Origin of the sequence: Deinococcus pimensis DSM 21231, assembly GCF_000519345.1 — a bacterium.
In the GTDB taxonomy this organism is placed as follows: domain Bacteria; phylum Deinococcota; class Deinococci; order Deinococcales; family Deinococcaceae; genus Deinococcus_A; species Deinococcus_A pimensis.
The window spans coordinates 234,738-251,817 of record NZ_KI912671.1; the positions used below are offsets into that span (position 1 = coordinate 234,738).

Genomic DNA, 17,080 nt, shown 5'->3' on the forward strand with positions numbered 1-17,080 from the left:
ACTCCACGGGCGGAAGGTGCCGAGCGTCGTCTGTGTGCAACCCAAGGGGAGTACGGTGGTGCTGCACCTGACGAACGAGGCGCTGCCAGCGGGGTCAGTGTTGGGGTACGGATGGAACTCGACGCCGTCCTGCGACGTGACGATGAAGTGGACGCGGCGCTCCCTGCGTTCTGATCCGTGTCGAGCACACGACGCCGGGTCAGGGTGCCCACGCCTCCCTCTTGAGGTCCCGAAATGCGAGCCCGGGTACGACCTGATCAGGGCCGGTCCGCTTCCACTCGGTGCGTGACGACCGACCGAGCGTCGACGACAGCGCCCGGAGTGCGGGAAGATCCACGCCGCGCGCGGCGTCGCGGAACCCGCCGAACGAGCTCAGGCCGCTGTGGAGCCACGATTGACCCCGTGCCCACCTCGTCATCGCCCACGGCTGGCAGCCCAGCGGCGCAGAAGCGCGCGGATTCGCGCCCCCAGCACGAAGACGTCGAAGGGCGCGACCACCGCGTCGTCCGCACCAAGGTCCAGCGCGCGCACCGTGAGGGTCGAGTCGGTGCCGTCGGAGACGACGATCACGGGCGTGTCCGCCTCACGACTCAACAGGTCGAGGACACCGCCACTGGCGAGGTCCGCTGGGCTCAGGCCGAGCAGGATCAGGTCCGGCGCGACCTGCCGGACGTGACTCAGCAGGTCCGACCCGAGCGTGACCGAGAAGGTGCGGAACCCCTGCTCACCCAGGCGCAGCCTGATGAAGCGCGTGGCTCCACGCGGATCGTCGACGATGAGGATGGTCTGCATGAGCGTGGGCGGTGAGAGGCCGGGGACGCGTGGCACGGCGCTGTCCGCGCGTCCCCGGCGCGGCCTCGTCTACCGCACGGTGACGGCCAGACCCGTCACGCTCACCGTCAGGGTGTGCCACTGGTTGTACGCGTCCTTGATCGTCAGCGTCGTCTCGCCCGCGTTCACCGGCGTCACCGTCAGCGTGCTCCCGTCGATCACCGCGACGGCGACGTTCGGGTCGCCGCTGTTCACGAACGAGAAGCCGCCCGTGTACAGCTTCTCCGCGAGCAGGAAGGATTGCGGTTCGCTCGACGTGAAGTCGTGGCGGGTCAGGTCCGCTCCGCCCTGCGTGATCGTCAGGGGGTAGCGTCTCACGTTGAGGACCGCGGCGGTCTGAAGCAGGCCGGACTGCACGAACACGTACCGCTGACCGGCGCGGAGGTTCGGATCCACCTCGAAGGTGCCGACGCCGCCGGACTCCCCGGTCCTCGTGACGATCATGCCCGTGGCGGGCGTGACGGTCACGGCGTCCGACACGGCGTTCCCGTAGCGGTCCGTCACGCTGGTCGTGAGGGTGGACTTCTCGTCCAGATACACGGTGGAGGGGTCGAGGGTGGCGCTGAGGTTCGCGGCGGGCCCAGCCACCACCGTGACGGTCGCGCCGGCCGTGAGGCCCTGCGAGGACGCGCTGACGTTCACGCTGCCCGGCGTGGTCGGCGCGGCCGTGTTGCCGCTGAACGCGCCGTTCGTGTCGGTCCGTCCGAACGCCCCGCCGAACGACAGGCTGACGATCTTCCCGGACACGGCCACGTTCCGGCCGCGCGTGCTGAGGTACTGGGCGGTGGCGGTGTAGCGCTCACCGACCGTGACGGTGGCGGGCGTGACCGTGAGGCCCAGCCTGAGCGGCGTGACGCGCAGGGTGGTCGCGACCGGGAGGGGCGTGTCGTCGGTGCAGTCGTGCCCCGCGCGCGGCACCGTGAACGTCGCGGCGCGCGCGGTGAGGTCCGGGGTGGGCGTGGTCAGCGTGAAGGACGCGGCGCCGTCGGCGGGCGCGACGCCGAACCCTTCGGAGGTCGTGCAGAGCCCCGTGGCCGTCACGTCCGGATCGAGGATGAGGAAGCCGTCGGCGTCGAGCAGGCTGACGCGCGCGGCGTACGCGCCGCCGAGGTCGAGGTCGAGGGCGTCCGGTCCGTTTCCGGGACCGAGGTCGTCCTCGCGGTCGGTCAGGGCGAGCAGGGCGCTCGCGGGAACGCCGCTGAGGGTGAGGTTCACGCTGGTGTCCTGCCGCGCGGCGAACGTGACGGTCGTGGTGGCCCTGGACAGCACGTCGCCCGCGGCGTTGCTGGCGGCGAGGTCGGCGGTGAAGGTACCGGGGTCGACGGTGAGGGCGTACGTGCAGGTGAGGGTGGTGTTCTGAGGGTCGGGCGTGCATTCCGCGGCGGCGGAGGTGACGCTGAAGGTCTTGGCGAGGACGCTGGTGTCGCCGGTCCGCAGGCTCAGGGTGAGGGTCGCGGCGGCCTGCGTGGCCGCGTGCGGCACGACGACGCGCAGCGTGGCGGTGGTGGGCGTGACGGGCGGCGTGGTGGGTGGGTCCGCCGGTGGGGTGGTGGGCGGGAGGGTGCTGACCTCACCCGGGGTGGGGGCGGTGGGGGCGCCGCAGGCGCCGAGCAGCAGCGCGGCGAGGGTGAGGGGGAGGACGCGGGTGTTCATGGTTGCCCCTTGTTGCCGAGTCCGGCGCGGTTCTTGGGCCAGTTGGACTTGGCGAGTCCGGCGGAGAGCGAGGCGACGGCGTAGACCTTGCCGAAGCGGTCGAGGGTGTAGACGGTGCCGTCGGTCGTGATGGTGGGCGCGCCGGCGAGCGCGTTCGACGCCTGCGCGCTCCACTTCAGGTGACCGTCGGTGGGATCGACGGCGGCGAGGGTGGTGTCGTCGGAACCGACGTACACGGTGCCGTCGGCTCCGACGGCGGGTGCGTGCACGGCGCCGGAGGCGGTGTACGTCCACGCGACGCGGCTGGTGCCCGTCGGGTTGAGGGCGTACAGTTTGCTGCCGCCGCCGACGTAGATGGTGCCGTTCTCGGCGAGGGCGGGGCTGGAGTCGGTGTTGGCGCCGACGTTCACGCTCCACTTCACGCGGTTCGCGGCGCTCTGCGGGTCGAGGGCGTACAGGGTGCCGTCGCCGTGCACGACGTAGACGGTGCCGTCGCTCGCGATGGTGGGTGAGGCGGTGACCTGGGCGGTCGTGACGGTGGAGGGCGTGTACGTCCACTTCACGTGGTTCGTGGCGTTCGGGTCGAGCGCGACGACGGCGCCTCCGTGGAGGTTGACGTAGACGGTACCGTCGGGCGCGATGGACGGTGACGAGTACACCTCCGAGGTCGTGGTGCTCACCTCCGCCGTCCACTTCACGGGCTTCGCGGTGCTGGTCGGGTCGAGCGCGTAGACCGTCGCGTTCGTCAGGTAGTTGCCGATTCGGTTGACGTAGAGGGTGCCGTCGCGGGAGAGGGCGGGCGTTCCGATCCCTCGGAGTCCACCGACGTTCGTGCTCCACTTCACGCGGCTCGCGGCGTTCTGCGGATCGAGGGCGTAGACCGTGCTGCCGTTGGAGATGACGTAGGCGGTGCCGTCGTCCGCGACGCTGACGGACCCGCCGTAGCCCGTCGTGGTGGTGATGGGCAGATTCCATTTGAATCGGTCAGTGGTGCCGCCCGGATCGAGCGCCGTGAGGTGCCCGTCACCGACGAAGTACAGGGTGCCGTCCGGACCGACGGCGGGTGTGGCGGTGGTCGCGTCGGGCAGCTTGTAGGTCCACAGGACGCTGCCCTCGGCGTTGAGGGTGACGCTGCCCAGCGTCTCTGCCGCCGCGCAGGTCGTGCCGCGCGCGACGCGGACGGTGACGTTGGTCCCGGTGAAGTTCTTCGTGACGACGTGCAGGGAGAGCCCACCGTCATCGTTGGTGGTGAGGTCGGCGGTGAGGGCGGGGTCGTCCTCGCAGGCGAGCAGTTCGCCGGTGCGTTTGAGGTCGGCGGGGACGAGGGGGTCGCCGTTGGCACTCCTGAAGGTGAGGGGCCAGCTGAGGTCGGCGGTGCGTCCCACGGTGACGCCGTAGGGGGTGGTGAGCTGAACGCCGCTCTGGTCGGCGGGGGTGATGGTGGTGGTGTAGTCGGCGGTCTGGAGGCGCAGGTCGAGGGTGTTGCGGGTGCCGGCGGTGAGGGTGACGGTGGTGGTGGCGTCCGAGAGGAGGGTGCCGGTGCCGTTCGTGCCGCTCCATGTTCGGGCAGTGATCTGGTGGGAGCCGGGGGCGACGATCAGGGTGGTCGTGCAGACCCGGCCGTCCGTGGTGCTGGTGCAGGTGTCGGTGTTGACGGTGGTGGTGGCGTCGTCGAGGGTGAGGGTGAGGGAGCTCGTGGCGCTGGAGACGTACTGTGGCCGCACGCTCGCGTTCGTGACGCCGGGCACGAGGAGCGAGAGGGTGACGCGGGCGGTGGCGGCGCTGGGCGTGGCGGCCAGCGGGGCCGTGGGCGTTGCGGCGCAGCCGACGAGGGTGGTGAGGAGCAGGGCGCCCAGGGGAAGTGTTCGCATGTTCGGCCTCACCAGTCGACGTTCGCGACGAAGGCGTCGGCGTCTCCGGCGTTCGTGGCGCCGGGGAGGGCGCCGTAGGTCTCACCGCCGACGATCACGTGACCGTCGTCGTTGAGCGTGACCGCGTGTCCGGAGTCGTCGTCGGTCGTGCCGAACTGCCGCGCTTCGACCGTGCCTTGCCCTGTGAGCCTGACGAGCAGGACGTCAGTGCCGCCCCGACTCGTCTGATCGGGGAGCGCGCCGTGCGTGGAGCCGACGGCGATCGCGTTGCCCTGCGTGTCGACCGTGACCGCGTCGAGGCCGTCGGGGGCGGCGGTGCCGACCTGGTGGTACGCGAGGGAGCCGTCCGGCTGGGCTTCCACGAGGAAGGCGTCGCCGTTGCCGCCGCGGTTCTCGCCGGGCAGCGTGCCTTCCGTGGAGCCGACGATCACGACCCGGCCCGTGGCGGTCATGGTCGCGGCGGTGGCGACGTCGTTCCCGGAGGTGCCGAACTGCGTGTAGGTCGCCTGGCCCGCTGCGTCGAAGCGCGCGACGAACGCGTCGGTGTACCCGGCGGCGTGCTGCGTGGGCAGTGTGCCTTGCGTGGTTCCAGCGACGACGACGTGCCCGGACGGGTCGAGCATGACGCTCACGCCCGCGTCGTTGTCCGACGAGCCGAACTGCCACGTGGTGATCTCGCCGGTCGGGTCGATCTTCGAGACGAACGCGTCCGCGTTTCCGGCGGTCGTGTTGCCGTCGAAGGTGCCGGTGGTGATGCCCGTGAGGTACACGGTGCCGGCATGGTCGACGGTGACGCCGTAGGCTTCCTCGTAGCCGGTAGTGCCGAACTGTCGGTAGGTGGTCGTGCCGTCGGGGGTGACCTTGATGAGGTAGACGTCGCTGCTGCCGATCACCTTGCAGCCGGGCAGGGCGGCCTCGCCGCTGCCGACGAGGTAGACGTTGCCGTTCGTGTCGGTGGCGCTGGCGTACAGGTCGTCGTAGGCGGGCGTGCCGAACTGGGTGGTGTTCCAGGTGCCCTGGGTGGTGTACCGGGCGAGGAGGTAGTCGGAGTTCCCGGCGCTGGTCTGTCCTGGGAGGGTGCCTTCGGTGACGCCGGTGCAGGTGATGGTGCCGCTCGGGTCGTGGTGAAGCCCCGTGCAGGTGTCATAGGCTGCGGTGCCGAACTGCGTGAAGGCCGGGAGTGGCACGGCGGGGGTGACGGGGAGTGTCGGATTGACGGGAGTGGGGGCGTCGATGGGTGGGTCGATCCTGGGTGGGGCGTCGGTCGTGGGTGGCGTGGTTGTTGGGAGTGGGGTGGTACCGCAGGCGGCGAGGGCGAGGGCGAGGAGGAGGAGGAGGGGAAGGGCGCGCAGGAAGCGTGGTGAGGGCATGAGGCTCCTTGGAGGTGTGGAGGGATGGTCCTTCGTCCCCCAAAGCTACTCATCGGCTTTTAACTTTTTGTTAACGCTGGTGGCGGCGTCAGTCGAGCGGCTCATGCGACGTCGACCCTGAGAGGCCCAACCCTCTCCAACCCTCAGGAACGGGGCGCAGATCGGAAAACGCCGATCGTTGGAACGCTGTCTGCAAGGAATCTCCTGTACTGCCTGGAAGCACCCGAAGAATTCCCTTCTGTGGGTACGGCGCGCGCATGGCTTCTGCCCGGTCGGGTCAACCTCAGAGTTATACGGGGGCCAGTTCCTTCTGCCCGCTCAGCCGACCACTGGCCGTCGGCCTGCTTCACCAGCCGCGCCCGGTACAGTAGGGCATGACGATCTCCGACGAGCAGGACTTCGAAGGGATGACGCGCGCCGGACGTGTCGTCGCCGACACCCTGCGCATCCTCAGGGAAGCCGTCGCGCCCGGCGTCACGCCCGCCGACCTGGACGCGCTCGCCGGTGAGGTGTTCGCGCGGCACGGCGCCAGCAGCGCGCCCCGCGCCGTGTACGGCGCGCCGGTCAATGTCTTCGTCAGCGTCAACGACGACGTCGTGCACGGCCTGCCCACCACGCGCCCCCTCCGGGCCGGGGACGTCGTGAGCCTCGACGTCACCCCGCTCGTGGACGGGTTCGTCGCGGACGCGGCCCTCACGGTCGCGGTGCCGCCCGTCTCGCCCGGCGTTCGGCAGTTGATCGAGTGCGCGGAGGCGGCGTTCGACGCGGCGATGAAGGTGGTGCGCTCGGGCCGGCCCCTCAACGTGATCGGACGGGCAGTGGAGGCGGAAGTGGCCCGGCGCGGCTTCTCGCTGCTGCGCGAGTTGCAGGGGCACGGGGTGGGCCGCACCATCCACGAAGCGCCGGACGTGCCGAACTTCTACGTTGCGAGCTTGAAGAAGCCGCTCCGAGAGGGGTTGGTGCTCGCGGTCGAGCCGATGGTGTCGAGCGGACGGTCGTGGCGGACGCGCACGAAAGCGGACGGCTGGACGATCAGCACGCGTGACGGTGGGCTCGCGGCGCACTTCGAGCACACCGTGATGATCACCAAGGGACGCCCGCTGATCCTGACCGCCTGATGTGCCCTCCTCGGGATCGGCCGCTCGATGTCGTTGCTCGGCGGCGGTCGGTACGCTCCGGCATCGGCGAACGCGTCCGGCAGGACGGCGCGGACCCGATCCGGACGGACGTGGTCGTCGTTCCGTCGGTCCCGTACACATGAGATGACACGCCTCCGTCGTGAACGTCGACGAGCCTGACGGCGCGTCGAGCGGAGCACCCACGGGGAGGTGTTCGCCGCTCCACGACGCGAGCGGGACCCCCTACTTCACGCGTCGTGGCGCACGCACCTCGACGGGCACGCCGTCCGGACCTTCGCACACGAAGAAGAGGTTCGGCCCCGCCTCGCGTGGACCGCTCCTGATCGGCACGCCTGCGCCGGCCAGCCCGTCGTGCAGCGCCAGGACGTCCTCTGCGGCCGCGAGGATGAACCCGACGTGGAACTCCGGCGGGTATTCCGGTCGCTCGGACCGCCCCGCGAGGTTGCTGACGCTGAACTCGAAGCCCGAGTCGTCTCCGAAGAAGGCGATGTCTTCGCCGCGCTGGTACACGCACGTCAAGCCGAAGTGCGTCTCGAAGAACGCGCGCGCCGCCGTCACGTTCGACACCTGAAGGTCAAGGTGGTTCAGTCTCATGTCCGTGCTCCTCCTGGCGCTGCGCGTCCACCGTTCGTCCGCCGCCACGCCTCGTCCCCCAGCATGACCTTCCCGCCGCCGTCATGCGCCGCGACGGTCGCCCCTTCGAGGGCCGACTTCGCATGTTGGAGCCTGCGGAGTTCACCAGGCCTGACCGGCCACCTGCCTCGTCGTGACGTTGAGCCGGTTCCACAGGTTGATCAGCCCGATTGACAGGACGATCGAGGCGACCTCGTTCTGGTCGTAGTGCTTCGACACCTCGGTCCAGAGCTGATCCGGAACGGCGTCCGTGGAGTCCGCGAGCCGGGTGACGGCTTCGGTGAGGGCGAGCGCGGCACGCTCGGCGTCCGTGAAGAACGGCGCGTCGCGCCAGGCGGCGACAGCGAAGACGCGTTCGTCCGTCTCGCCTGCTCGTTTGAGGTCGCGGGCGTGGCTGTGGACGCAGACGCTGCACCCGTTGAGCTGGCTGGCGCGCAGGTTGATGAGGTCGCGAAGCCGTGTGGGAATGTGGCTCGTCGCGGCGCGTCCGGCGGCGATCAGCCCGTCCATGGCGCCGGGCAGCGAGACGGCGGGGTTGGTGATGCGTTCGTGCAGGGTCGGGCTGGTCATGGGTGTCTCCTTTGTGGCGCCTCGTCGTGGTTTGACGAAGGGGTGTGAGCGCGTGGACGGCTGGGAGCGGTGCGGGTGACGTTCAGGCGAGGCGCGTGAGGAGGAGGTCGAGCTGCTGGAGGAAACGGGACCAGCCTCGGGTGGCGCCTTCGAGGTTGGGGCGGTCCTGTGGTCGGAAGCCGGATTGCTCCAGGCGGAGGACGACGCCGGCGGAGTCGGGGGTGATCGTCCAGGTGACGGTGGTGTGCAGGGGACCGGCGGCGCCCGTCGTGGTCCAGCGGTAGCTGAGGCGGGTGTGGGGTTCGACGAGGAGGACTTCGCCCTCGGTGACGCCGTTCCAGTTGGGGACGCTCGGAGCGTGGAGGGTGAAGCGGTGGCCGACGATGGGCACGAAGTCGCCGGGCATGAGCCACTGGTCGAGGAGGGCGCCTTCGGTGAGGGCGCGCCAGACCTTGCGTGCCGGGTGAGGCAGGTGGCGTTCGATCACGATGGCCTGGGTGTCGGTGGGGGTGGTCATGCGTCCTGGTCCATGGTGTCGAGGAGGTGTTCGAGGGCGTGGAGGCGGTCCTGCCAGAAGGTGCTGTAGTGCTGGATCCAGTCGATGAGGGGGGCGAGGCCCTGGGGGTTGGCGGTGTAGTGGACGGTGCGGCCCTGGGGTCGGTCGTGGACGAGTCCGGCGTGTTTGAGGACGCTGAGGTGTTTGGAGACGGCGGCCTGGGAGACGCCGGCGCGGGCGGTGAGGGCGGTGACGTTGAGTTCGCCGTCGCGGAGGAGGTGTTCGAGGATGGCGCGGCGGGTGGGGTCGGCGAGGCTGCGGAGGACGTCGTTGGGCGCGTCGACCGACCGGGATTCATAACCCATAAGTTATATATAACTCTATCGTGATGAATGGTCAAGGGGAAGCAACCCACCGCACCTCGCCCCGACCCACCGCCGCCAACAGACAGGACCACCACACCGTCACGGCGGCGAACCCCACCCCTCAACCCCGACCTCCCGACGCGACACACGCGCCGTTCGAGACGCGTCCGTCGACGCGACGCCGCGACAACGCGGCCGCCGGCCGCCCCTATGATCGAGAAGTGCCCGACCCGCCCGACGTTCCCGCCCCAGCGCTCGACCTGGCCCAGCGACTCGCCACCCTGCCCGGCGTCGTCGCCGTCACCCTCGGCGGCTCGTACGCGAATGGCCGCGCGACCGCGTCCTCCGACGTCGACCTCGGCCTGTACTACGACGCCGCCACCTTCGACCTCACACCGCTCGACGAGCTCTGCCGGGACGTCGACGACGCGCCCGGCGCGCACGCCACGCCCCCCGGCGCGTGGGGAAGATGGGTGGACGGCGGCGCGTGGCTCACCCTCAAGGGGCAGCGTGTGGACGTCCTCTACCGCCGCGTCGACCGGGTCGAGCTCAGCGTCGAGGACGCCCTCGCCGGACGCGTCACGCTTCACACGCAGGTCGGTCATCCGCACGGCATCCACGGACATCACTACGCGGCGGAACTGGCGCTCGGCGTCGTCCTTCACGACCCCACCGGGCGCCTCGCCGAACTTCAGGCCCGCCTGAAGCCGTACCCGAGCGCCCTGCGGGACGCGCTGCAACGGCAGTACGCCTGGCAGGGCAGCTTCTGGCTCGAGGGCGCCCGCTCGTCGCTCGCGAGGGAGGACGTCAACCACGTGCAGGGCTGCGCGTACCAGGCGGTGATGGCGATGGTGCAGACCATATGCGCGCGCGGCGAGCGGTGGCTCACCAACGAGAAGGGCGCAGTGAGCGTCACCGCGACCGTGCCCGGCGCCCCCACGGCCTTCGAGCGGCGTGTCCGTGAGGCGCTGCTCACGCTGGACCTCGACGCCCTGCTGACGCTTGCCCTGGAGGTACGTGCGGAGGTGGAGCGGCCCGACGACGAAGCGACGCTCGCGAGCCCGTCCGGCCAGGAAGGTGATGCGTAGGTCAGGATGGCGCCCCTGCCAAGATCGGAGTCGACGATGCAGTGGACGGACAGCCGCCGCCCGTCGACGAGCACGCCCCTCCACCCGACATGACGGGCACGGCGATCCTCCCCTCCGTCGGACGCCGTTCAGGCGTACCCCTCGAGGCGTTCGGATATGCACCGCCGAGGCTGGAAAGGGCTGGTAGCGTGGGCGGGTGAACCTCGGAGAACTCAAGCGACTGCACGACGAACACGCCGCCCTGCGCGCCCTGCTGGACCTCGCGTTGACGGACGCGCCGGGCCTGCCAGGCTTCCTGCTCGACGCCGGGCAGCGCGACTGGTCTCGGCCGCGTGACGTGGGCGCGTTGGAGACGCAGTTGATGGACCTGCGGACGCTGGTGGGCGCCGTGAAGGAGTACGAAGACGTCGTGCCCGGAACGTGGCGGGAGCGGCGCGTTCAGTTCGAGGCGCGGTACGGTGTCCTGGAGTTGCCGTCGATCGGCGCGCCACACTGAGCACGACGAGGGACGACCTCGGAAGCGGACAACGCGTGGACGGCGAGGTGCGGGGGTCCGCTGTCTTGACGACGCAGATGATTGGCGCCGCCCCTGAATCCGAACGCTTCGAGCCGCGCCGTTCTTGAATGCCCGCTGCGTGATCCTGCGACTCGCGTCTCGGCAGGCCAGGAGAAGTCGACGTGTCGGCCGCTCGACGTTCAGCGCGCCTGACGTCACTCGGCGAGTGCCGTCGAACGCTTCGCCACGGTCGCTCGTCCGCCCTACTCAAGGAAGCGTGACGGCCTCCCCCTGCGCTGCCCGGAGCGCTTCTCGCGGTACATCCGCGCGTCCGCCTCGCACAGCAGCAGGTTCACCCTTCCGGAGCCGTCCACGCACCGCGCGCAGCCCGCACTCGCCGTCACGAGTACGGTCCCTTCCTCCAGCCGGATCTCCTCACGCACGGCGCGCAGCAACGTTCGCGCGAGCCGTTCGGGTTCCAGCGGGTCCAGCGGGGGCAGCAGCACGGCGAACTCGTCACCGCTGAGCCGCACCACTCTCCGGTCGGGTCCGGCGACGCGGGTGAGACGTGCGGCCACCTCGCGCAGCACCTCGTCGCCGGTCGCGTGCCCGTAGGTGTCGTTGACGCGTTTGAAGTCGTCGAGGTCGAGCACGACGAGCGCGCCGTGCCGGACGAACTCGGCGGCGTGCAGGGACCACCACGCGCGGTTCTTGAGGCCTGTGAGAGGGTCGTGCAGGGCGAGGTGCTGCCAGTGGTCCACGAGGGCGCGCAGCCGTTCGAGTTCCATCGCGAGGTTGACGTCGTCGGGGAGGTGGTTGCTCGTCGTCTTCACGGTCGCCCTCCGGGGAGTGTCGAGTGCGGCGCGGCTCAGCTGGCGAGGTCGATCGGCAACGTGCCGTGAAGGAGCGTGTTCAGTTCTGCCTTGAGTTCGTCGTCGGTGAGCGGCTTGACGAGGTAGGCGTCCGCGCCGAGGGTGAGGCTGCGCTGCCGGTCCGCTTCCCGGTCGGAGGTGCTGCACACGACGACGCGCAGGTGGCGGGTTCGGGGGTGGGCGCGCAGGGCGGCGAGGACGTCGTGACCGTGCAGAACGGGCATGTTGAGGTCGAGCAGCACGAGGTCGGGCAGCACCGCGTGATCGGCGGTGAGGTCGTGGAGTGCCTTCTCGGGGTCGTTGGTGTGGCCGACCTGCGCGTTGGGCGCGACCTGGTGCAGGGCGTGGCGGGTGAGTTCGACGTCGAGGTCGTGGTCGTCGATGATCAGCACACGAGTGGTGTGGTGAGTGAGGATCATGGAGGCTCCTGGTCGCGTGCTGCGGGGAGTAGGTCGTGATCGGTCCTTGTGGCGGTGAGAGAAAGTTAGCATCCCTTCAGCTGCGGAGCTGATCGTTTCCTGACGCGAGATTGACTCGATGAGAAGCGCTGCTCGAGTTCTGAGGAGCACTGCTCAGCACGCCCTCCGCTCGTGTGGAAGCTAAAGAAACCTTGATGTCGTGTTCTTTGTTGCCAACCGAGGAAAACTGGCTCCGCGACCCCTTCATCAAGCACACCAACACCCCCTGGCGAGCAGGCAGCACCAGCAAAGCACAGCTTCCTCGACCGTGGACACTCTCAGCCCCAGCGCTACGCTCCTGACGCCCGACGCCCCTCGGGAAGTCGTGACTTTTGCGTCGTCCCCGACGGTCACCCCGCGGGCTCGTCGAGCGGTCCCGCCCCCATCCGCCGCACCGCCTCGCGGAGCGCCGTGACGAGTTCGTCCGGGTCGCGGGTGCGGAACTCCCGCGCGGCCGTCCGGTCGCCTCCGGGGACGAGCGCGAGCATTCACTCCCCGCGCGGGTCGCCCTGAGGGGACCAGCCGACGTCCACGAGGTCGCCGCGGCGGTCCTCCACCTGGAGCCGGTCCTCCTTGAGCAGCTCCACGTCGTTCAGGGACCACGTCGCGGGCATCTCCTCGTGACGCACCACCCGCCCCTCGCCGAAGTCCACCTCGCGCCCGAAGATGACCAGCGTCGTCACGCGTTCCTCCCCGCGGTCAGGGCGAGCCGGAGTACGTCCGCGAGCGCCTCGAAGTACGCCGGGCACGCCCCGCTGGCGTCCGCGAGCACCTGGTCGTCGAGCGTGCCGAGCAGCGTGCGCAGACGGTACTCGGTGGAGGCGGCCGCGGCGCCGCGCAGCCACTTCCCGAGGGTCGAGGCGGCGACCGCGTCGAGCTTCACCGGATCGACCCCGGCGATCCCGGCGGGGCAGGGCGGGTACGGCGCCGAGGACCAGCGCTCGAAGGCCGCTTGCAGGTCGTGCATGGTGCAGGAGGTAGACCGGGCGGGTCAGTCTTGAGGGTCGGTCACGACGCGCCGTGCGTGACGAAGGTCCGCGCGGCGCCCGCGACGCGGTCGAACACCGCGCGGAGGTCCCTGCCGCGCTCGCGGACGAGGGCGTGCTGGTCCACCTGCACCTCGAGCAGCAGTTCCTCGTTCGGCCCGTCGGCCTCACCGACGGGCGTGAGGGTCAGGCGGCACTTGTGTCGCTCCAGCCAGACCAGCAGGGCGCGCTGCTCGTCGGTCAGCCCGTCCTGCCAGGCGGTCTCGTAGTCGGTTCGCATGCCTCAAGTACACGGCAGGACGGTGAACGTCACCGTCGTGTCCACGTGAAGGTCAGCGGTGTCGAAGAGGACGCGCGTGTCCGGCCGGTCAAGGCACGACCGGACGCATGAGCGCCCCCTCAAGAGGCCTTCACTCGACGTGATGCACGCCCGACGTGGCCTCCGCGTACGCTCGGATGTCCCGTTGCAATTCAAGCTCGTCCCTTCCCGCGCCCCGCAGGAGGTCAGCATGAAACCCAGCGTCCTCATCATCTCCGCCCTCGTCACCTTCACCTCGTGCGGACGGACGGGCGTCACCTCCACCGCCGTGACGCCGCTCGCGGCGGAACAAACGAGCTTCCCCTTCTCGTACGAGCAGTCGCCGGACTACATCGGCAACCCCTGCACGGGCGAGCAGGCCGTCGGGACGCTCACCGTCTCCGGCGTGACGACCCTCGTGACCGACGCGCAGGACGGCCTGCACTATCAGGTGGACGTCTCCACGTCCGCGACCTACCAGGGCGAGCGGGGCACGACGTTCACCTACGTCGGCGCCGGCCACTGGCATTTCAACCTGCCCAGTTCGGGCGCGCAGAACCGCGTGGAGCTCGTCAACGGCCGCGTCACCGCCAGCGACGGCACCCAGTTCCTCCTCAAGGAACGCTTCCACGTCGTGATCGACGCGAACGGCGTGACGAGGATCGAAGGGAACAACGACGAGAAGAACGCGCTGCGCTGCCAAGGACGCTGACGGACCGGGTGCGGGCCTCGTCCACTTGGACGGGAGGACGGGCGAGCAGCGACCCGGCGCGGCCTCGCCACTGACGGACGCCGAGCGCGCGCCGGCCCTGCACGCGCCGCCCGTCGCGGGTGACGACGAGCAGCATCAGGAGCGTGGTCGGGGCCGGGGCGAGCATGTACAGCCCGGTGGGCCGTCCGGGCACGAGCAGGCCGAGCAACGCGTGGAAGACGAGAACCTGCCGGGATGCGGGCATCTTGTGGAAGATGCGTGGCCTTTGGGGCGCGCGGGACGCTCGAGGAGTCACGGCCAGGTGACGAGGAGCGCGGCGGTCATCACGAGGTGGGTCGCGGCGTGCGCCGTCATGGCGCTTTCGAGTGACCGACGCGTGAAGAGCAGGCCGTACACCACACCCGCGACGGCATTGAGGAGGACGGTGCGCGCGACCATCACGGGGGTCGGCGTGATGAGCGCCGCGACCGCCCCGAGGTGCGCGACGCCAAACAGCACCGCGACGAGCGAGACAGCGAGCACGACGACGAGGGCGGGAGGACGCCGGCTGGTCCTCGCGATGAGTTTCCACAGCGCGAAGGTGACGAGCGACACGAGCGCCCAACGCATCTGAAGTTCCTCACCCATACCGCCGTACACGACGCCGCTGACGGTCACGGCGACGCCGCGGGGTTGCTCCGCCGCGACCTTCTTCCAGGCGTCCCCCATCAGTGGTGTGGTGGCGAGGTCGAGCAGGGGGAGGACGACGCCCAGCAGCAGGGCGGGCAGGAGCGCCGTGAGGACGTCCCGTCGCAGTCCGCTCCAGTCCCGGTCGACGAGGCGACTGCGGAACCCGACGAGGGGCGCGGCCCACGCACCGATCAGGACGCTCAGGGCGAGCATCACGGTCAGCTGCGCGGCGCTGAGGAACGTCAGGACCGCGACGGGTGGCGCGCCCGGGGTGCGGGCGACGAGCGGGCCGAGCAGGGACGGCAGGACGGGCAGGACGCCCAGCACGGCGAGCGCGGCGAGCGGCGCGAGCCTCAGGGACGTGCGAACGAGCGGCTTGGGCGTTCGAGGTCCGTGCGTGAGGCTGGTCATGCGTGATGTCCTTCCGCGGGCGTCTCGAGGTGCCGTGGGTGACGAAGGAGCGCGATGCCGTAGAGGGCGAGTAGCGCGGATACTCCGAGTTTCGTGGCGAGCAGGGTGGGGGTGGCGTGCGCGACGACGGTGTCGCCGGCGGCGCTGAACTGCGCGAAGTCGTTCAGGGCGTGCAGGACGATCAGCGGCCAGATCGTGCCGAGCCGAAGTCGCAGCGCGGCGAGGCCGATGCCGCCGAGGATGGACGCGGCGACCTGCGCCGCGACGAAGGCGGGGTCGCGTCCGACGAGCAGGGAGTTGAGGTGGATCACGCCGAACAGCAGGGCCGAGCCGAGCACGGCCCCCCGGCGGCCCAGCGGTGAGAGGGCGTACAGGAGTGCGCCGCGAAAGATGGCTTCTTCCTGAAAGGCGATGAGGAGGGTCACGACGCCCAGCGTGAGCGCTCTGCCCATGGGTGGCGCGGTGACGCCCAGCAGGGCGGTGGGGACGACGAGCAGCGCCAGGACGGGCAGGGTGAGCAGCAGGTCACGTGAGGAGGCGGTGCGGGTGAAGCCGGCGGCGGCCCACCAGCGCCTGCGGGTGAGGAGGACGGCGGCGACGACGGCGTTGACGAGCAGGACGGGCAGGTCGAGCGCAGCGAGCGGCACGTGCGGGAGGAGGAGTTTCGCGGCGGTGAGGCAGGTGAGCAGGACGCCTTCGAGGGTCAGCATCACGAGCAGCGCGAAGCGCAGGGGATGGCGGGGCGGGTGGACGGGACGGCTTCGGTTCATGTGGTGCTCCTGTGGTTCGGGATCTTGCCGCAGTATGCGGAGGCGCCCCGGGATGGGACGTCCACCTTTGGTGGGACGACACGGGGGCGCGCCGAGGAGCAGCCTGGGCAGGTATGTCTGTCGTTCGTGAGGTCGACGCGGTGTCGCTGTACGTTCCGGATTTGGTGACGGCCGTGAGGTTCTACGGGTCGTTGGGGTTCACCTCGCAGGGGGGCGAAGCGTCCGGTGTGGGGTCCTCGGCGCGGTTGGTGCTTCCGGGGGTGTCGACGGCGCTCGCGCTGCATGACGACGCCCGGCGGCAGTTCGTTCATGTGACGCTGGGCGTGTCGGCGCTCGGTGAGGCGTACCGCGCGTTGAGTCTCGATCCTCGCGTTCGCTGGCTGGAGCTTCCGCACGTCGAGGGTGGGTCGCGGGAGGCGACGTTGAGCGGGCCGGACGGGAACGTGCTGGTCCTGCGTGAACACACGCCCTGAAGTTCAAGATCGCATTAAACTGATGCTCATGGCGGTTCCGGTTCCGATTCGTGTCCTGATCGTCGACGACCACGCCGTCGTGCGTCAGGGCATCCGCATGTTCCTCTCGACCTCCGACGGCATCGACGTCGTCGGTGAAGCGCGCGACGGTCGTGAAGCCCTCGCGCTCGTCGGGACGCTCGACCCGCGCGTGGTCCTGATGGACCTGAACATGCCCGTCATGGACGGCATCACCGCCACCCGCGAACTTCGCGCGCACTTCCCGGATGTCGAGGTGATCGCGCTCACCAGCGTGCTGGAGGACCGCAAGGTCATTGACGCGGTCCAGGCCGGCGCGACCGGCTACCTGCTCAAGGACACCGACGCGGACGCCCTCGAGGAAGCCATCCACGCCGCGGCGCGCGGTGAGGTGCGGCTGCATCCCGAGGCTGCGAAACGGCTCGCGCGCGACGTCCGCACACCTGAACTGCGCGAACACCTCACGCCGCGCGAGACGGACATCCTCAGGCTCGTCGCGCGCGGCCACAGCAACAAACGCATCGCGCGGGACCTCGCGGTGGAGGAAGCGACGGTCAAGACGCACGTCACACGCGTCCTCGCGAAGCTCGGGCTCGCGTCACGCACGCAGGCCGCGATCTTCGCGTACAAGGAGGGCCTGGTCGGCCTTGACTGAACGTCCCGCCGCGCCGCTCGCCCTGAAGGTCACCTTGGCGGTCGCGGCGCTCACGGTGCTCCTCGGCGTCGCGGTCGTCGTCACCGTCACCCAGGGCATGCGCGGCACGCGAGAGCACGCGGCCGCGCTCGCCGGACAGGGCGTGGAAACTCAGGTGCGTCGGCGTCTCGTGGACACGACGCGGCGTGAGGCGCGGCTCGCCGAGCTGAACCTGCTGCGCGCCGCGAGCGCCACCCGCGTCGTCGC

23 protein-coding genes are annotated in these 17,080 nt (G+C 70.1%); 7 read left to right on the forward strand and 16 right to left on the reverse strand.

Going from position 1 to position 17,080, the window contains the following annotated elements; all coding sequences use genetic code 11:
* Positions 1–414: 414 nt before the first annotated feature.
* The 4 genes from DEIPI_RS33230 to DEIPI_RS0120800 are packed head-to-tail and all read right to left on the reverse strand — an operon-like array spanning position 415 to position 5,725.
* A complete protein-coding gene (locus DEIPI_RS33230; protein ID WP_052351884.1) occupies positions 415–828 on the reverse strand; it encodes a response regulator transcription factor in 414 nt (137 codons plus the stop codon).
* Between the two features lie 33 nt (positions 829–861).
* Positions 862–2,484, reverse strand: a complete 1,623-nt coding sequence (locus DEIPI_RS0120790; RefSeq protein ID WP_027483043.1) for a hypothetical protein — start codon at positions 2,482–2,484, stop codon at positions 862–864.
* A complete protein-coding gene (locus DEIPI_RS0120795; protein WP_027483044.1) occupies positions 2,481–4,355 on the reverse strand; it encodes an outer membrane protein assembly factor BamB family protein in 1,875 nt (624 codons plus the stop codon). Before DEIPI_RS0120795 ends, DEIPI_RS0120790 begins: the two co-directional genes overlap by 4 nt.
* 8 nt (positions 4,356–4,363) lie before the next feature.
* Entirely contained in the window at positions 4,364–5,725 is a 1,362-nt protein-coding gene (locus tag DEIPI_RS0120800) for a hypothetical protein (RefSeq protein ID WP_027483045.1), read from the reverse strand.
* A 374-nt stretch (positions 5,726–6,099) separates the two neighbouring features.
* On the opposite strand from DEIPI_RS0120800, the gene map reads away from it, so the two are divergent.
* Positions 6,100–6,843 (forward strand): type I methionyl aminopeptidase, encoded by a 744-nt coding sequence (gene map / locus DEIPI_RS0120805; RefSeq protein WP_027483046.1) that lies wholly within the window; start codon positions 6,100–6,102, stop codon positions 6,841–6,843.
* A gap of 243 nt (positions 6,844–7,086) precedes the next feature.
* Here map and DEIPI_RS0120810 read toward each other — a convergent pair whose 3' ends face one another.
* From DEIPI_RS0120810 to DEIPI_RS0120825, 4 genes are all read right to left on the reverse strand, one after another.
* Positions 7,087–7,458, reverse strand: a complete 372-nt coding sequence (locus DEIPI_RS0120810) for a VOC family protein (protein ID WP_027483047.1) — start codon at positions 7,456–7,458, stop codon at positions 7,087–7,089.
* Positions 7,459–7,599: 141 nt separating this feature from the next.
* Complete coding sequence (locus DEIPI_RS0120815) at positions 7,600–8,067, reverse strand: carboxymuconolactone decarboxylase family protein (protein ID WP_084474677.1); 468 nt, start codon at positions 8,065–8,067, stop codon at positions 7,600–7,602.
* Positions 8,068–8,149: 82 nt separating this feature from the next.
* A complete protein-coding gene (locus DEIPI_RS0120820; protein ID WP_027483049.1) occupies positions 8,150–8,584 on the reverse strand; it encodes an SRPBCC family protein in 435 nt (144 codons plus the stop codon).
* Complete coding sequence (locus DEIPI_RS0120825) at positions 8,581–8,928, reverse strand: ArsR/SmtB family transcription factor (RefSeq protein WP_027483050.1); 348 nt, start codon at positions 8,926–8,928, stop codon at positions 8,581–8,583. Before DEIPI_RS0120825 ends, DEIPI_RS0120820 begins: the two co-directional genes overlap by 4 nt.
* 221 nt (positions 8,929–9,149) lie before the next feature.
* Here DEIPI_RS0120825 and DEIPI_RS33235 point away from each other — a divergent pair, with 221 nt between their 5' ends.
* Together DEIPI_RS33235 and DEIPI_RS0120835 are read left to right on the forward strand one after the other, a co-directional pair.
* Positions 9,150–10,016 (forward strand): nucleotidyltransferase domain-containing protein, encoded by an 867-nt coding sequence (locus DEIPI_RS33235; RefSeq protein WP_045234810.1) that lies wholly within the window; start codon positions 9,150–9,152, stop codon positions 10,014–10,016.
* 196 nt (positions 10,017–10,212) lie between these two features.
* On the forward strand, positions 10,213–10,512 hold the full coding sequence (locus DEIPI_RS0120835) for a hypothetical protein (protein ID WP_027483051.1): 300 nt from the start codon (positions 10,213–10,215) through the stop codon (positions 10,510–10,512).
* Between the two features lie 263 nt (positions 10,513–10,775).
* Here the strand turns inward: DEIPI_RS0120835 and DEIPI_RS0120840 are convergent, their stop codons facing one another.
* The 6 genes from DEIPI_RS0120840 to DEIPI_RS0120865 form a co-directional block, all read right to left on the reverse strand.
* Complete coding sequence (locus DEIPI_RS0120840; protein WP_027483052.1) at positions 10,776–11,345, reverse strand: GGDEF domain-containing protein; 570 nt, start codon at positions 11,343–11,345, stop codon at positions 10,776–10,778.
* A gap of 35 nt (positions 11,346–11,380) precedes the next feature.
* Positions 11,381–11,803 carry a response regulator gene (locus DEIPI_RS33240; RefSeq protein ID WP_045234811.1) on the reverse strand — a complete coding sequence of 141 codons (423 nt, stop codon included), beginning with the start codon at positions 11,801–11,803 and terminating at the stop codon, positions 11,381–11,383.
* Positions 11,804–12,192: 389 nt separating this feature from the next.
* The gene (locus DEIPI_RS38215; RefSeq protein ID WP_157463855.1) at positions 12,193–12,330 is read right to left on the reverse strand and encodes a hypothetical protein; all 138 of its coding nucleotides are present in this window, start codon (positions 12,328–12,330) and stop codon (positions 12,193–12,195) included.
* Positions 12,331–12,525: a hypothetical protein gene (locus DEIPI_RS0120855; RefSeq protein ID WP_027483053.1), complete on the reverse strand. Its 195-nt coding sequence runs from the start codon at positions 12,523–12,525 to the stop codon at positions 12,331–12,333.
* The gene (locus tag DEIPI_RS0120860; protein ID WP_027483054.1) at positions 12,522–12,809 is read right to left on the reverse strand and encodes a hypothetical protein; all 288 of its coding nucleotides are present in this window, start codon (positions 12,807–12,809) and stop codon (positions 12,522–12,524) included. The genes DEIPI_RS0120855 and DEIPI_RS0120860 overlap by 4 nt, the downstream gene beginning before the upstream one ends.
* A gap of 41 nt (positions 12,810–12,850) precedes the next feature.
* On the reverse strand, positions 12,851–13,108 hold the full coding sequence (locus tag DEIPI_RS0120865; protein ID WP_027483055.1) for a hypothetical protein: 258 nt from the start codon (positions 13,106–13,108) through the stop codon (positions 12,851–12,853).
* Positions 13,109–13,337: 229 nt separating this feature from the next.
* On the opposite strand from DEIPI_RS0120865, the gene DEIPI_RS0120870 reads away from it, so the two are divergent.
* Entirely contained in the window at positions 13,338–13,838 is a 501-nt protein-coding gene (locus tag DEIPI_RS0120870) for a hypothetical protein (protein ID WP_027483056.1), read from the forward strand.
* 291 nt (positions 13,839–14,129) lie between these two features.
* Here the strand turns inward: DEIPI_RS0120870 and DEIPI_RS0120875 are convergent, their stop codons facing one another.
* Positions 14,130–14,918: a CPBP family glutamic-type intramembrane protease gene (locus tag DEIPI_RS0120875; protein WP_027483057.1), complete on the reverse strand. Its 789-nt coding sequence runs from the start codon at positions 14,916–14,918 to the stop codon at positions 14,130–14,132.
* On the reverse strand, positions 14,915–15,688 hold the full coding sequence (locus tag DEIPI_RS33245; RefSeq protein WP_045234812.1) for a CPBP family intramembrane glutamic endopeptidase: 774 nt from the start codon (positions 15,686–15,688) through the stop codon (positions 14,915–14,917). Before DEIPI_RS33245 ends, DEIPI_RS0120875 begins: the two co-directional genes overlap by 4 nt.
* 113 nt (positions 15,689–15,801) lie before the next feature.
* Between DEIPI_RS33245 and DEIPI_RS0120885 the strand changes: the two genes are divergently transcribed.
* The 3 genes from DEIPI_RS0120885 to DEIPI_RS40480 all read left to right on the forward strand — a co-directional run.
* On the forward strand, positions 15,802–16,161 hold the full coding sequence (locus DEIPI_RS0120885; protein WP_027483058.1) for a VOC family protein: 360 nt from the start codon (positions 15,802–15,804) through the stop codon (positions 16,159–16,161).
* Between the two features lie 28 nt (positions 16,162–16,189).
* Complete coding sequence (locus DEIPI_RS0120890; RefSeq protein ID WP_027483059.1) at positions 16,190–16,834, forward strand: response regulator; 645 nt, start codon at positions 16,190–16,192, stop codon at positions 16,832–16,834.
* Positions 16,827–17,080, forward strand: a 254-nt coding sequence (locus DEIPI_RS40480; RefSeq protein WP_045234813.1) for a hypothetical protein, incomplete at its 3' end; no start/stop codon positions are given. The genes DEIPI_RS0120890 and DEIPI_RS40480, both read left to right, overlap by 8 nt.